Here is a 14354-nt window from a genome sequence, read left to right as displayed (position 1 = left end):
ACAGGGAGATAAAAGAAGGAGAGGGGAAAAATGATTAAGGTTGTCATTGCGGAAGATGATTTTCGTATTGCACAAGTGCAAGAACAGTTTTTGCATAAAGTACCAGATGTAAAGGTTGTTCAGAAGGCATTGAATGCAAAGGAAACGATGGACATACTAGAGAAATATGAAGTTGACTTGCTTTTTTTGGATATCTATATGCCCGATGATCTTGGAACAAATTTGTTAGCAAAAATTCGCGATCATTATCCAACAATCGATATTATTATAGTGACTGCTGCAACAGAAAAAACGATGTTGGAGACGGCAGTTAGATATGGTGTGAGTAACTATTTGTTGAAGCCTGTGACAATGGAGAAATTTGTTGAAGCGGTGGAAGAATATAAAAAAAAGAAAAAACTTCTAAGTCATCGTGATGAGGTCGACCAAACATTGATTGATCAATACTTTGGTGTTGCCAATCAATTGTCCTCATCTCAAAAAGACTTGCCTTCAGGTGTTGATCGTCATACTTTAGAAAAAGTGAAAGAGGTAATGAAGGAACTAAAAGGTGGTATTTCCATCGAGGAGATGGGTGAACAAATCGGTGCATCTCGAACAACTGCTAGAAGGTATTTAGAGTTTCTTGTTTCAATTGATGTCTGTACGGCAAAACATGAATATGGAGTTGTTGGAAGGCCTGAGAGGAAATATTACTATAAAGAATAACAACAAGGTTAACTTAAAAATAAGGACAAGGGATGAACAATGAGAAAAAAAATAATGTTTATTTTCGTGCTTGTTGTCATGCTTTGCTTTGGTTGTTCACAAGATGAGGGGCATGAAGCAATAACAGATACAGTAACATTCATTGCCCCAAGCTCTATTGGTGGAGGTTGGGACAAAACAGCAAGAGCCATACAGGATATTTTACTGAGTAACAATTTGATTGATGAGGATATTCATGTACTGAATAAAATAGGTGCTGGTGGAGAGCTAGGATGGAAATATACTAAACAACAAAAAAAACATGTGCTAGCAATGAATTCAAGCTTACTCATTACCAATCATTTGTTGGGGCAAAGTAAGCTAACCTACAAAGATTTTACACCCATTGCCACTTTGGCTACAGAATGGAATGTCGTAATTGTCTCCAAGGATTCAGAAATAAAAAGTGCAAAAGGTTTAATGGAAGAGCTCAAAGAAACACCTCAAGCGTATAAAATAGGAGTTTCTCCGAGATTAGGCAATGATGATCAAATTTCTTTTGTATTAGCGAGTAAACAGGCAGGAGTGCATCCTGAAAAACTAGATTTTTTAGTTTATGAGAATAGTGATGAAGTTGTTGATGCATTATTAAAAAAGCAAATAGATGTGGCAACGATGACTTTGTCCGAGGCTAAAAAATATTATGATTTGAATCAGGTACAATTGCTTGTCATTTCCTCGGAGAAACGTTTAAAGGAGCTCCCAGAAATTCCTACATGGAAGGAAGAGGGAATAAATGTAGTTTTTAAACACTGGCGCGGTATTATGGGACCACCTAATATGTCAAAAAAGGAAATCGAATTCTGGGAGACGACATTTGCAAAAATGGTCAAAACTAAAGAATGGAAACAAACTTTGCAGACGTATATGTGGGAAGATTTTTATATGAACAGTAGAGATACATCTAGATTTCTTGATGATGAAAATAAGAAATATGAGAAATTATTGGAGATTTACTGAGTAAATTTATTCTTATTATGCATAGTAATATATTTGCTTTATTAGGTTGACTATTGAGATCTATGTGTTTTCCTTTCTATCGTCTTATACGATGTTGGAGAGAATACATAGTCCAAGGTTAGCCTCTTTTTTTGTTTATCAAAAATAGACAGGTATACAATGCTTTTCGTGAACAAAATGTACAAAATAGCTATAAAGAAATTAATAAACATTAATTTGTAAACGATTACATTTGGTCGATGTTAATTTATTATAAGGTGTAATATTCGGAAAATTAGTTATTTAACGAATTAATAAATAACTTCACGAAGCATTTGGGGGGAGTATTATGCTAGCAATTTTAGGTTTTTTAATGATAATAGTATTTATGATTTTGATTATGACGGGCCGTCTTACAGCAATGATTGCATTAATTGTAGTGCCAATTACGTTCGCAGTTATTGGTGGATTCGGAAGTGAAATGGGACCTATGATGTTGGATGGGATTAAAAGTGTCGCTCCAACAGGGATTATGATTTTATTTGCAATTCTTTTCTTTGGTATTTTGATCGATGCTGGTGTATTTGATCCAATCATTAAAACGATTCTTAGGTTAGTAAAAGGGGATCCTGTAAAAATTGCTATCGGAACAGCCGTATTAGCCCTTTTTATTTCTTTAGATGGTGATGGTACGACAACATACATGATTACTATTTCTGCCTTTCTACCGCTTTATAAAAGAATTGGCATGCGACCAATTGTATTAGCTGGTATTGCCGTATCAGCTTCGGGTGTGATGAACCTTCTACCTTGGGGAGGACCAACAGCAAGGGTTATGACAGCCTTGAATCTGGAAATGTCTGAGGTTTTTACACCAGTGATTCCAGCGATGATTGGCGGGGCTATCTTTGTTCTGTTCATGGCATTTACGTTCGGAAGACAGGAAAGAAAGCGGATTGGTATTATAGAATATGATTATGAAGCGGCAGCTCAGTCTGCTGCTACAGTCGAAGATGACTATTTGAAACGTCCAAAACTAATTATCTTTAACTATACTTTGACAATTGTTCTTTTAGTAGCGTTAATTATGGAGTTATTACCACCTGTTGCATTATTCATGCTTGGTTTTGCGATTGCGATTACTGTAAACTATCCAAAATTGAAAGATCAGAAGGAACGTGTTGCGAATTATGCTGACAATGCATTATCTGTTGTTTCTATGGTTTTTGCAGCTGGGATATTTACAGGCATTCTTTCAGGTACATCAATGGTAGATGCGATGGCAAACTCAGTGATTCATTATATTCCAGATGCAATGGGTTCTCATTTTGCGGTTGTTACAGCCATTCTCAGCGCACCTTTTACATTTTTTATGTCTAATGATGCTTTTTACTATGGAGTACTGCCCTTACTTGCAAAGGCAGGAGCAGTTTATGGCATTGATCCAGCCCTAATCGGTAGAGCTTCTCTTTTAGGTATGCCAGTACACCTTCTAAGTCCGCTTGTTCCCTCTACGTATTTATTAGTAGGAATGGTTGGAGAGGATTTCGGAACACTACAACGTATCTTCTTAAAGTGGGCATTCGGTTCTACAATTGTCATGATTATTGTCTGTGTAGTGTTGGGGATTTTCCCCCTTTAAAAGCTACGGTTCATGGGGTAAAAAAGATTACCTAGTAAAAATCCTTTATTTATAAATGTAAGAGAAGCCTATTTTAATGGGCTTCTTTTTTTCTATTCTTATTCGAGTACCCGCCATAAATTAAAAATTGTTTAGAAGGATGTTTCAGATAGGGGTTTTAAAGCGTTTTTATTCGTAAAAAGGACAATCATCATATACGATAAAAATAATTAAGACTTAGGATTCTGCAATTAAAAAGAAATTATTCAAATAGGAGAAAGGTGGTTTGAAATATGAAAATCCGTAAGATTGACCATGTGGGGATAATCGTCAATGATCTTCCTGCAGCGAAAGCATTTTTTCTTGACTTTGGCCTTGAGGTGTTAGGGGAAGGAAAAGTGGAGGGTGAATGGGTGAAGAGGATGGAGCGGGTAATAGGGCTTCAAGATATAAAAGAGGACGTTGCAAAATTGCGAACGTCAGATAGTGACGCAAATATAGAAATAGTAATGCTGCGAACGCCAGACGGTGAGACGAATATTGAACTAGTAAAATTTAACGCGCCATCAAATGAAATAGGCATCCAGCATCCTTTAGCAAATACTTTGGGTATCCAGCATATTGCCTTCAATGTTGAAGATATTGAAGCCCTCGTTAACAAATTGACAAAGAAGGGCGCAGAACTTATTAGTGACATTTATAGGTACGAAAACGCCTATAAATTATGCTATGTTCGTGGGCCAGAAGGAATTATTTTAGAGCTCGCTGAAGAAATCAAATAGAATAGTAATCAACAGCTTTTTAATATGAAAAGAAACCACTGAAATGGTTTCTTTTTTTTCTATAGGGAGCTAATACTTATGCTTACATTTCACCATTTTCTCTCTTGAGATTCTAAATTGATCATATAGTCGAAATAGAATAAACCCTAAAATGAATAATTCTTCACTAAAAAAAACCAAAAGGCTTTCATAATCCTGATTATTGACATTTATCCAAATAAATTATTGCGTTTTTTTCATTGTTTCGCCCTTTCATAAAATCTATAATAACTCTGTAAATGATAATCATTTTCAATTAAAGATAAATCTGAAAGGGGCAACAAATATGAAGCAATATATAGGAAAGAGAATTATACTATGGGGGAGTTTCCTCCTGTTGCTAATGATATTAGCGGCATGTAGTTCTAATGGCAACACATCTGATGCGCAGAAAAAGGAAAACGAGAAAATAACTCAATCTGATGTGAAAGCAGAGGAAAGTGAGTCAACTGTTCAATATACAACGATTACAGGTGAACAGGTTGAAATACCTGCAAATCCAAAACGAGTCGTTTATATTGGACAGACAATTGGTGATTTCTTGGCGATGGATATTCCGGTTGTTGGTAATAATCTTCCTAAAGATTCTCCTAGTTACTATGAAGGCAAACTTGAAGGGATCGTTGGTATTGGTAATCCTGCTGACTTAGAGACGATTTTGACTTTAAAACCTGATTTGATTATTAATGGCTATTACAAGGCGGATCCAAATCTTAATGAAGGATTGTCAAAAATCGCTACTACGATTCCCTTTAATCCTGCTCTTCCTTATACAGAACGAGTAAAAGAGATGGGGAATATCCTAGATAAGCAGGAAGAAGTAGCTCAATTGCTTGCTAAGTTTGAAACAGAGTCTAAAGAAATGTTTGACAAGTTTCAATTAACAGAAGGGGAAACCGCAACAGTTTTCTATCAGCTAGGAAAGACGCTTTATGTTATGGGTGATCGTAGCCTAGGTGCTATTATTTATGGGAAAAATGGCTTTGCTGTCCCACCAGCAGTACAAAAGAATATTATTGATGTAGAAGGGGTATCTTTCCTAGAGGTTTCAGAAGAGGTGCTTCCTGAGTTTGCTGGTGATCATTTGTTTGTAATTGTACAAGAGGATAGTGAAAGTGAAGCAGAAGCTGATCAGCTGCTACAAAGCCCGATATGGGGAACTTTGCCTGCTGTCAAAAAGGGAAAAGTTTATGTTGTTCCTAATGAATGGAATACAGATAATTTATTAGCTTTGAAGCAATTGTTCCAAAAGCTACCAGAGTGGATGCGCAAACAGTAAAAATTGTATCCGTCCAATCAATTTTTAAACCGCTAGTATTCTAAATAGCACATACTCGAACAATCGTTGATAGTGGGTCATTATATGTTACAATTATGATAATGAGAATCATTTTCAATGTTTGGAGAGTTGCTTATGAATCTGACATCCTTATATATTAGACTACAACACTATGATCGATTTCAAGTTGATCGAATAATGTCAGCTACTAGCCATAATGAGGGAATAAATAATCATGAAACAAATTTATGCACATTATTGATAGCACTCAGTCCTGCCATACGACTGTATGTAGACAAAATGGCAATCGATCTACGACAAGGAAGCTGCACGCTCATTTTACCTATACAAAGCTACACGGTAGAGTCAAGTAACAAAGAGGCACAGCTTGCTCGCTTTACCTTTGAAATCTTTGAAGTAGAAGGAATGACTTTGAACCGAATTGCTCATCCACCCCTGCTTCATGGTTATCCCTATCATCTGCTGTTTTCTCAAGTCAAGCAGGTATTAGGAAATGAAGCATCGAACAATAATCAATTTTGTTCCTCTCTATCCGCATTAGAAATGGCCATGTTACAAGGTAGACTTCAGCAAATACTAGCTATGATGGTTCAGTTAGATGAACAAGCTAACCAGTTACAGCACGAAGAAAAGACAAAATTGGTTCAACAAACTGTACAGTACATAGAACAGCACTATGATGAGGACTTGACAGTTGAACAATTAGCTAACATGGCTGGAATGGTAAGATGGCAATATAGTCAAAAGTTTAAAATATTGACCGGTAAAAAGCCGACGGATTATTTGACTCATGTACGTATAAACCAGGCAAAAAAAATTCTAAGTAATTCAACTGAGCCATTGAGAAAAATAGCTCGACAAATTGGGTTTAAGGATGAATATTATTTTAGTCGATGCTTTCATAAATTAACCGGAAACACCCCACGTGAATATGCAAACATTCAACTTCATACTCCAGAAAGAACAGTTATCGATTCATTTGGTAGAAAGATTCATGTTCCTAAAGATGCAACACGTATTGTGACTGATGGCAAATTTACACTTGGGGAATTACTTGTTCTAGGCATACCTCCTATAGGGGCGGCCATCTCAATCATGAAAGATAACGTGGTTTATCACAATAAATTAAGGAACATTCATAGTATTGGGCATTGGGTAGATCCGGATAAAATCGCACAGCTGCAGCCAGAGTTATTATTGCTTAGCTATTTTCATCCTGAACATGATTTGCAGAAACTAGATGCGATTGCTCCTACTATTATACTGAATAGCAAGTTTAGTCTATTTGAGCGGTTACGATATATCGCTAAACTATTTGAACGGAGTAAAGCGGCAGAGAAGTGGATTTCTACATATGAGAACAAAGTAAGATTGGTACGTAGGCAATTAGCAGATGTTTATGTTGCTGGGGAGACGGCTACTGTTTATCTCAAGTTAGATACTAAATATTATGTTATGTGTCAGACTGGATTGGCTGCAAGCTTGTATGAATCTCTTGGCTTTCGTCCTACTCCTCAGGTAATGCAGCTAATCGAGCAAGGGCAAGCATGGATAGAAATTCAGCAGCATCAAATAAATCACTATGCTGGAGAGCGTAATTTTATCTTGGCTTCCCCCAAAGAATTACTAACGATTACTTACTGCCCACAAATCGCCACGTTAATCGAGCTTGCTCCTGGTAAGACTCATTTCATAGATTTTATATGGAATCATTGTGATCCCATTACACGTGAACGGTTGTTAGAGGTTCTACCGTCTATTTTTAAGAAGAAAGTTATTCGATAATTAAAAAGTAAAACTCGATCCATTAATTGGATTGAGTTTTTGCCATTAATCGTATAATTGCTCACAAATAAATTTAAAAAATATCCTGATATAAAAATCTTTAAAGGCTGTATGAAATTTCTGGTATAATTACATATATCTATGTTTATTTTAAGGAGTGATTTTATGAAAAAGCTATTTATAATAACTAGTTACTTAGGGTTTTTTATAGTAGGAGGTTTGACTTTTACCTACTTTTCAACAACGGAAGCAGCAAGTGACATGAAAAAGATTAGCGTGTTTCAGGATCCAATTAATTATTATGTAGATAAGGTTGAGAAAGTACCGCCAGAAGGTCAATCTGGATTTAATTATCAAGGCACGATATATGTCCCAATGCGATTTATTGCTGAATCTTTAGGTGAAAAAGTAACATGGGATGGGAAAACAAAATCCGTTTATATTGGTGATGTTCCAAAATTCATCGCTTTAAAAGATGTAAAACCTATTGGAAGTGATGAAGACCACTTCTTCCACAATCCAAGCTCTGTCATTATTAGTACAGGTGAAAAATTTGAGCGATCCTATCAGCTTGGTGGTTATCATGGGGGAGGCGCAGTTCAAGACCATACAGTGGAATACTTAGCCAATGGAAATTACAAGGGATTCGAAACCTATTTGGCACCAATTAAAAAATTAGCAGCTAATTCCTTCGGTATAGGTTTCTTGAAAATTTACGCAGATGGGAAATTAGTTTATGATAGTGGAGCAATCAAAGATAAGGTAAAGGTTCATGTTAATTTAGATGGAGTTTCAAAAGTGAAATTTGAACTTGAAGGCAGTGGTTTAGGTATATTAGATCCTAAATTTATTCAATAAACCTTCTCTACTAATAAACGAAAAAGACGATGACATAATAATTTGTCATCGTCTTATTAAATTTGACCTCTTCATAACTATTTCAAAATAGAGAAATGTCAATACATATTTGTCAATATTTACACTTTTACTTATAAAATAGTTGGATAGTATATGGTATAATTTCGTACGATACTTATACATAAAATAGGAAAAGGGAGAGAAAAGAATTTGATGAAAAAGATGATGAAACGAACGAGTGCAGCGTTGCTTGGTGCCTCATTAATGCTGACGACAGTTGTCCCTGTGATTCATGCTGAAGAGCAAACAAAACCCCTAGTACCGTCGATAAGCGAATGGGCAATAGAAACATTAAATGAGGGAGAAAAATACGGGATTTACTCAACTGAATGGTACTTCGATGGTTTTCTTCAGGAAATTCCAGTGGACAAAGTAAATGAACTACTAGCTTTAACAGAAAAGAAGGTTGCCTCTCTAGGCTTAGCTGAAAATAAACAATACAAACCAGTAAGTGTGAAAAACAATAATACACGTGGTGATATTGTCAATCGCTTGTATAATATTGTAGCACGGTATGATTTACCTGTTGGTACAGATGCTGTTCAATTTATGAAAGAGCAAAATATATTACAAGGCTCTCCCAATGGACTTCAGTTAGAGAAAAAGGCAACCACTCAACAGGCTGTTTTGCTAGCTGTTCGTTTCATTCAGAGTACATATGCACTTGCAGAGCAAGGCTCTAAAGGGGTGGCCTGGGTAGTAGAGGACGAGGATACGCTTATCTACTTATTAGGCTCTATTCATTTAGGAACACCAGACTTATATCCATTCGATAAAAAATTAGTAACGGCATTTGATGAATCTGATGCACTGCTAGTAGAGGCGAATATCTTGGATACGGAAGCACTTGAATACTATTCAGAGAAAGCAATGTATACAGATGGCTCAACATTGAAAGATGCTGTTGCACCAGAAACATATGCGAAGCTTGAACAAGTGGCAAAGCTTTATGATCTGCCAATGGACCAGCTAACAGTTCAAAAGCCGTGGATGCTTTCGAGTGCATTATCGATGCTAGCTATGGACGATTCCTTTGGTATGACACCTCAAGAGATGGCTATGCACGGTATCGATGTCTACTTTTTATTAAATGCACAGTTGCAGCAAAAGCCAGTGATTGAATTAGAAGGTACAAGAGCACAGGTTGATATGTTTGAAGGATTATCACCAGAGGCACAGGAGCAGTCACTAGTCGCTGTACTGGATAGTATCATTCATCCAGCGGAAGAAAATCAATCTGAAGTACTTCAAGAGTGGTTTACAAGCTGGAAGCAAGGAAATGTTGAAGAGTTTGCAAAAAGCTTCCAAGCAATGGAAGGTACATCATCTGAATTTAATGAAATGCTATTTGGTCTACGTGATGAACAAATGGCCAAGAAAATCATGAATGTACTGGAAGAAAAAGAAGGTAAGTACTTTGTTGTTGTTGGTTCAGGTCACTTCCTAATCGATAAAAATATTCGCTATCATTTAGAGAAAAACGGCTACAAGGTAAAGCCATTTTATCAATAAAATAGATTGCCCTCGTAAAAGGATAGATTATTTTCTGTCTTTTACGAGGTTTTTTTATGCATGTAAGACAATAATGGTCATATGACCCTAACAATCTAAATAATCGGATTATTGTTGCAACGTAAAAAAAATCGTGTTAGTATTAGTAAAACGTTTTACTAAAACGTTTTACTTGTGAAGGGGATGAACATATTGAGAAATAAACGAATTGCAACGATTGGGGATGCAATGGTCGTTTTTAATCCATCTAAGACAGGTCCTCTACGTTTCGTTCCTTCCTTTGAGCGAGCTGTGGGTGGTGCAGAATTAAATTTTGCGATAGGTGTTACGCGTTTAGATATGGAAGCAAAATGGATTAGTTGTATTGGAGACGATGAATTTGGCAAATTAATTTATAACTTTGCGCGTGGTGAAGGGATTGATGTATCACATGTCTTACGAACACCACATATTCCAACATCTATCTATTTTAAGGAGATTCGGGAAGACGGTGCAGGTAAATCGTTTTACTACCGCAACCCATCACCTTTACTTGAGCTGACAGAAGATCGTATTGATGAGTCAGTACTGGATGATGTGGACTTATTACATATTAGCGGCGTGTATTTAGCGGTATGTGAACATAACATTGAAGTTGCATTGAAATTAATTACTTTAGCACAGGCGAAAAATATTCCAATATCTTTTGATCCAAATTTACGTTTAAAACTATGGACTATAGAAGATGCCCGAGCGGTATACGAAAAAGTGTATCCATCTATCAATCTTCTGTTAACAGGACAGGATGAATTTGAGCTTTTATTTGAAGGGCGTACAATTAAAGACGTTCAAGAGAGTTATAAAATAGATGAAATTATTGTGAAAAAAGGTGAACAAGGCGCCACGGTTTATACAGCCACTGAACAGTATGATCGAGAAGCATTTTCCATTCGTGCCATTGATACAGTTGGAGCAGGGGATGCATTTGATGCTGCCTATGTCTATAGCTATTTAAATGGTGATGATATCGTAGAACGCCTCCGTTTAGCTAATGGTGCAGGTGCATTGGTAGCAACAATTAAAGGAGATAATGAAGGGCTTCCATCCCTGCAAGAATTAAGGCAATTTATTGGTGATGAAAAACTAATTGAGCGTTAGGAGTTGTCAGGAATGCAAAAAATCGAAATTTTGAAAGCGTTGTCAGATGCGAAAATTGTAGCTGTTATTCGTGGGAATTCACCTGAAGAAGCGACGGAAATTTCAAAAGGTGCTATCTCAGGTGGTATTCGAGCAATTGAAATAACGTATACAACGCCTTTTGTTGAAGAAACTTTTAAAGCATTACGCAATAGCGATGCAATAATTGGAGCTGGCACAGTATTGGATGTTGAAACTGCACGCCACGCGATTTTAAACGGTGCTAAATTTGTTGTTAGTCCAAGCTACAACGCTGCAATTGCAAGGCTTTGCAATCGCTATAGCATCCCATATTTACCAGGCTGTATGACCATTACAGAAATGGTGACAGCACTTGAAGGTGGAAGTGACATTATTAAACTATTCCCGGGAAATCAATTTGAACCAAACTTTATTAAAGCCGTTAAAGGGCCTCTACCACATATCACAATTATGCCTACAGGTGGTGTTGGTTTGGCTAATATGAATGAATGGTTAGAAGCAGGCGCGGTTGCAGTGGGGATTGGAAGTGATTTAAATAAAGCATTTGTAAAAGATGGCTATGCAGGTGTAGTGGAACGTGCCAAAGCATATATCGAAAATCTATCAAACTAGGAGGTAATGACGTATGAATATGACATTTAGATGGTATGGTCGTGGCAATGATACAGTGAAATTAGAAGATGTGAAGCAAATACCAAATGTAAAAGGTATTGTTTGGGCACTCCATCACCTACCAGCAGGAGAGGTGTGGACTAAAGAGGCTATTCAAGATGAAGTTGACTATATTCAATCGTTCGGATTCCATACAGATGTCGTGGAAAGTGTCAATGTCCATGAAGATATTAAATTAGGATTGTCAACACGTGATCAATATATAGAAAACTATAAACAATCTATTCGCAACCTTGGTGAAGTGGGTGTCAAAGTTATTTGCTATAACTTCATGCCCGTATTTGATTGGACACGTACAGATTTATTCCATCCATTAGAAGATGGCTCAACGGCTCTCTATTTTGATAAGGAAAAGGTCATGAACTTAGATCCACAAGAACTAGTGAATGAAGTAAGCGCTTCTTCACATTTAACCCTTCCAGGATGGGAACCAGAACGATTAGCTCGACTCTCAGATTTATTTGAACAGTACAAAGAAGTAGATGAAGCCAAACTTTGGGACAACTTAGCTTACTTTTTACAAGCCATTTTACCAGTTGCGGAAGAGGTAGGTATTCAAATGGCAATTCATCCAGATGATCCACCATATACCATCTTTGGCTTACCTCGCATTATTACAGGAGCAGAAAGCTATGAAAAATTAATTAAAATCTCTGATTCCATGGCAAATGGCTTTACGTTCTGCTCAGGTTCAATGGGAGCAGACCCACAAAATGATATGGTAGCCATCGCTGAAAAATATGCATATCGTGCTCCGTTTGCTCATATCCGCAATGTCAAGATTATGGAAAATGGTAGTTTCTTTGAAACATCGCATTTTACATCGGATGGCTCAATCGATATTAAAAATATTGTCCGTGCATTAAATGACCAAAACTATGAAGGTTATGTACGTCCAGATCATGGTCGTCATATTTGGGGAGAACAATGTCGTCCAGGCTACGGCTTATATGATCGAGCACTTGGCATTATGTATTTAAATGGACTTTGGGATGCTTATGAAAATCTGAAGAAATAGGTGACATGTATGAAAGCACTACAAGTAATCAAACCTTTTGAAATGGCTTTAATTGACGTAGCAGAACCAGTAATAACAAAGTCAACAGATGTCCTTGTTCAAACAGAATATGTTGGTATTTGTGGCTCAGACATGCATATTTATCATGGTTCGAATCCATTAGCGACATTGCCTCGTGTACCTGGGCATGAAGTTGCTGGCCGAGTGTTAGAGGTTGGTCAAGACGTACAAGGTTTAAAAGCTGGTGACAAGGTTGTTGTCGAACCAATTCGTTATTGTGGTGAGTGCTATGCTTGCCGTAAAGGACAACCAAATGTCTGCGAACAACTTTCTGTTTTTGGTGTTCATGAAGATGGAGGCATGCGTGAGCGTTTTGTTGTAGCTGAAAAGCAATTGCATAAAGTAGCAGACCACACCTCTTTAGAAGAGGCAGTCTTAATTGAACCTTATACAATTGGCGCGCAGGCAGTATATCGTGGTGAATTACAGGCTGGTGAAACACTATTGATTCAAGGGGCCGGACCGATTGGCATTTGTATTTTAAAGATGGCTAAATTAATAGATGCACGCGTGATGATTTCTGATCTGGATCCAGCAAAGCTCTCATTTGCAAAAGAACTTGGTGCAGATGTAGTTGTTAATGTAAACGAGCAAGATTTATTAGAGGCTGTTAACCAATGGACATATGGAGTAGGTGTCAATGTATCTATTGATGCAGTTTGTATTCCACTAACATTTAAGCAATCTATCGATGCTGTTTCAGTTGCTGGGAGAGTAGTAGTCCTTAGCTTTGGAGAGGAAGCCATTGAGCTTGCCCCACTACCAATTACGAAAAAGGAATTATCGATAAAAGGCTCACGTTTACAAACATTCCAATTTGAAAATGTAGTGAAGCTTGTTGATGCTGGAAAGCTACAGCATCAAGGTTTAATTACACATACTTTCTCATTACATGAAGCAAAAGAAGCATTTGAATATATAGAAAAAAAACAAAATGAAGTACGTAAAGTTATTTTAAAAGTAGGTGAGTAAGGTGCATGAAGCATTGCAAAATAAAGTGGCTGTTGTAACGGGTGGTAGTGGTGTTCTTTGCTCAGAGATGGCAATGGAATTGGCTAGGCAAGGTATGCGAGTTGCTATTTTAAATCGTACAGCGCAAAAAGGAGAAGCAGTCGTCCGATCGATTACAGAAAATGGCGGAGAAGCAATTAATTTTTCTGTGGATGTTTTAAACAAAGAGTCGTTAATAGCAGCGAGACAAGCAATTTTACAGCAATATGGTCAAATTGATGTACTGATTAATGGAGCGGGCGGCAATCATCCAGATGCCATTACGGCTGATGAAGTATATAAAGAACAATCGACTACACCAAATTTCTTTGAATTAACACCAAGTGGTTTTGAAAGCGTATTCTCGAATAATTTTACAGGAACATTTTTGGCTGCCCAAGTTTTTGGTGAAGCATTGCTGAGAACGAAGGGCACAATTATTAATATTTCATCCATGAGCTCCTATGCCCCTATGACAAAAGTGCCTGCATATAGCGCGGCAAAGGCAGCGATTAATAACTTTACGCAATGGATGGCGGTGCATTTTGCAGAAGCAGGTTTACGTGTTAATGCCATTGCACCTGGATTTTTTATTACCGAACAAAACCGTAATTTATTGCTAACAGAAGATGGTTCATTAACTGCACGTTCAGAAAAAATCATTACAGCTACACCACAAAAGCGTTTTGGAAAACCACAAGATTTATTAGGAACTTTATTATTTTTAGCTGATGATACATACTCAGCATTTGTCACTGGCGTAACAATTCCTGTTGATGGTGGATTTATGGCTTATTCAGGCGTTTAACAAAG

General features: G+C 37.1%; 13 protein-coding genes. All 13 read left to right on the top strand.

All coding sequences use genetic code 11. The annotated features are described in order from the left end of the window. The first annotated feature begins 30 nt into the window (after nucleotides 1-30). The 13 genes from NYE73_RS23275 (at nucleotide 31) to NYE73_RS23215 (ending at nucleotide 14349) form a co-directional block, all read left to right on the top strand. On the top strand, nucleotides 31-708 hold the full coding sequence (locus tag NYE73_RS23275; RefSeq protein ID WP_054549728.1) for a response regulator: 678 nt from the start codon (nucleotides 31-33) through the stop codon (nucleotides 706-708). A gap of 39 nt (nucleotides 709-747) precedes the next feature. After that, complete coding sequence (locus tag NYE73_RS23270; protein ID WP_054549727.1) at nucleotides 748-1707, top strand: tripartite tricarboxylate transporter substrate binding protein; 960 nt, start codon at nucleotides 748-750, stop codon at nucleotides 1705-1707. Nucleotides 1708-2035: 328 nt separating this feature from the next. Next, nucleotides 2036-3328 (top strand): CitMHS family transporter, encoded by a 1293-nt coding sequence (locus tag NYE73_RS23265; protein WP_054549726.1) that lies wholly within the window; start codon nucleotides 2036-2038, stop codon nucleotides 3326-3328. A gap of 272 nt (nucleotides 3329-3600) precedes the next feature. Further along, nucleotides 3601-4089 (top strand): VOC family protein, encoded by a 489-nt coding sequence (locus NYE73_RS23260; protein ID WP_054549725.1) that lies wholly within the window; start codon nucleotides 3601-3603, stop codon nucleotides 4087-4089. Between the two features lie 325 nt (nucleotides 4090-4414). Beyond that, on the top strand, nucleotides 4415-5407 hold the full coding sequence (locus NYE73_RS23255) for an ABC transporter substrate-binding protein (protein WP_259950453.1): 993 nt from the start codon (nucleotides 4415-4417) through the stop codon (nucleotides 5405-5407). 135 nt (nucleotides 5408-5542) lie between these two features. Continuing rightward, nucleotides 5543-7213 (top strand): helix-turn-helix domain-containing protein, encoded by a 1671-nt coding sequence (locus NYE73_RS23250; RefSeq protein ID WP_259950454.1) that lies wholly within the window; start codon nucleotides 5543-5545, stop codon nucleotides 7211-7213. Between the two features lie 165 nt (nucleotides 7214-7378). Next, nucleotides 7379-8071 (top strand): stalk domain-containing protein, encoded by a 693-nt coding sequence (locus NYE73_RS23245; protein WP_048393950.1) that lies wholly within the window; start codon nucleotides 7379-7381, stop codon nucleotides 8069-8071. 213 nt (nucleotides 8072-8284) lie between these two features. After that, nucleotides 8285-9643, top strand: a complete 1359-nt coding sequence (locus tag NYE73_RS23240) for a TraB/GumN family protein (RefSeq protein ID WP_066038035.1) — start codon at nucleotides 8285-8287, stop codon at nucleotides 9641-9643. Between the two features lie 183 nt (nucleotides 9644-9826). Beyond that, nucleotides 9827-10780, top strand: a complete 954-nt coding sequence (locus NYE73_RS23235) for a sugar kinase (protein WP_054549722.1) — start codon at nucleotides 9827-9829, stop codon at nucleotides 10778-10780. A gap of 12 nt (nucleotides 10781-10792) precedes the next feature. Then, nucleotides 10793-11413 carry a bifunctional 2-keto-4-hydroxyglutarate aldolase/2-keto-3-deoxy-6-phosphogluconate aldolase gene (locus NYE73_RS23230; RefSeq protein ID WP_066037922.1) on the top strand — a complete coding sequence of 207 codons (621 nt, stop codon included), beginning with the start codon at nucleotides 10793-10795 and terminating at the stop codon, nucleotides 11411-11413. 13 nt (nucleotides 11414-11426) lie between these two features. Beyond that, nucleotides 11427-12491, top strand: a complete 1065-nt coding sequence (gene uxuA, locus NYE73_RS23225; protein ID WP_259950456.1) for a mannonate dehydratase — start codon at nucleotides 11427-11429, stop codon at nucleotides 12489-12491. Between the two features lie 9 nt (nucleotides 12492-12500). Then, nucleotides 12501-13523 carry a zinc-binding alcohol dehydrogenase family protein gene (locus tag NYE73_RS23220; protein WP_259950459.1) on the top strand — a complete coding sequence of 341 codons (1023 nt, stop codon included), beginning with the start codon at nucleotides 12501-12503 and terminating at the stop codon, nucleotides 13521-13523. Continuing rightward, on the top strand, nucleotides 13516-14349 hold the full coding sequence (locus NYE73_RS23215; protein WP_048393957.1) for an SDR family oxidoreductase: 834 nt from the start codon (nucleotides 13516-13518) through the stop codon (nucleotides 14347-14349). Before NYE73_RS23220 ends, NYE73_RS23215 begins: the two co-directional genes overlap by 8 nt. The last annotated feature ends 5 nt before the right edge of the window (nucleotides 14350-14354 follow it).

The organism is Lysinibacillus sp. FSL K6-0102 (genome assembly GCF_038003545.1).
Taxonomy (GTDB): Bacteria; Bacillota; Bacilli; order Bacillales_A; family Planococcaceae; genus Lysinibacillus; species Lysinibacillus capsici.
Note: the sequence above shows the minus strand (reverse complement) of the source record. Positions and strands in the feature narration are given on the sequence as shown.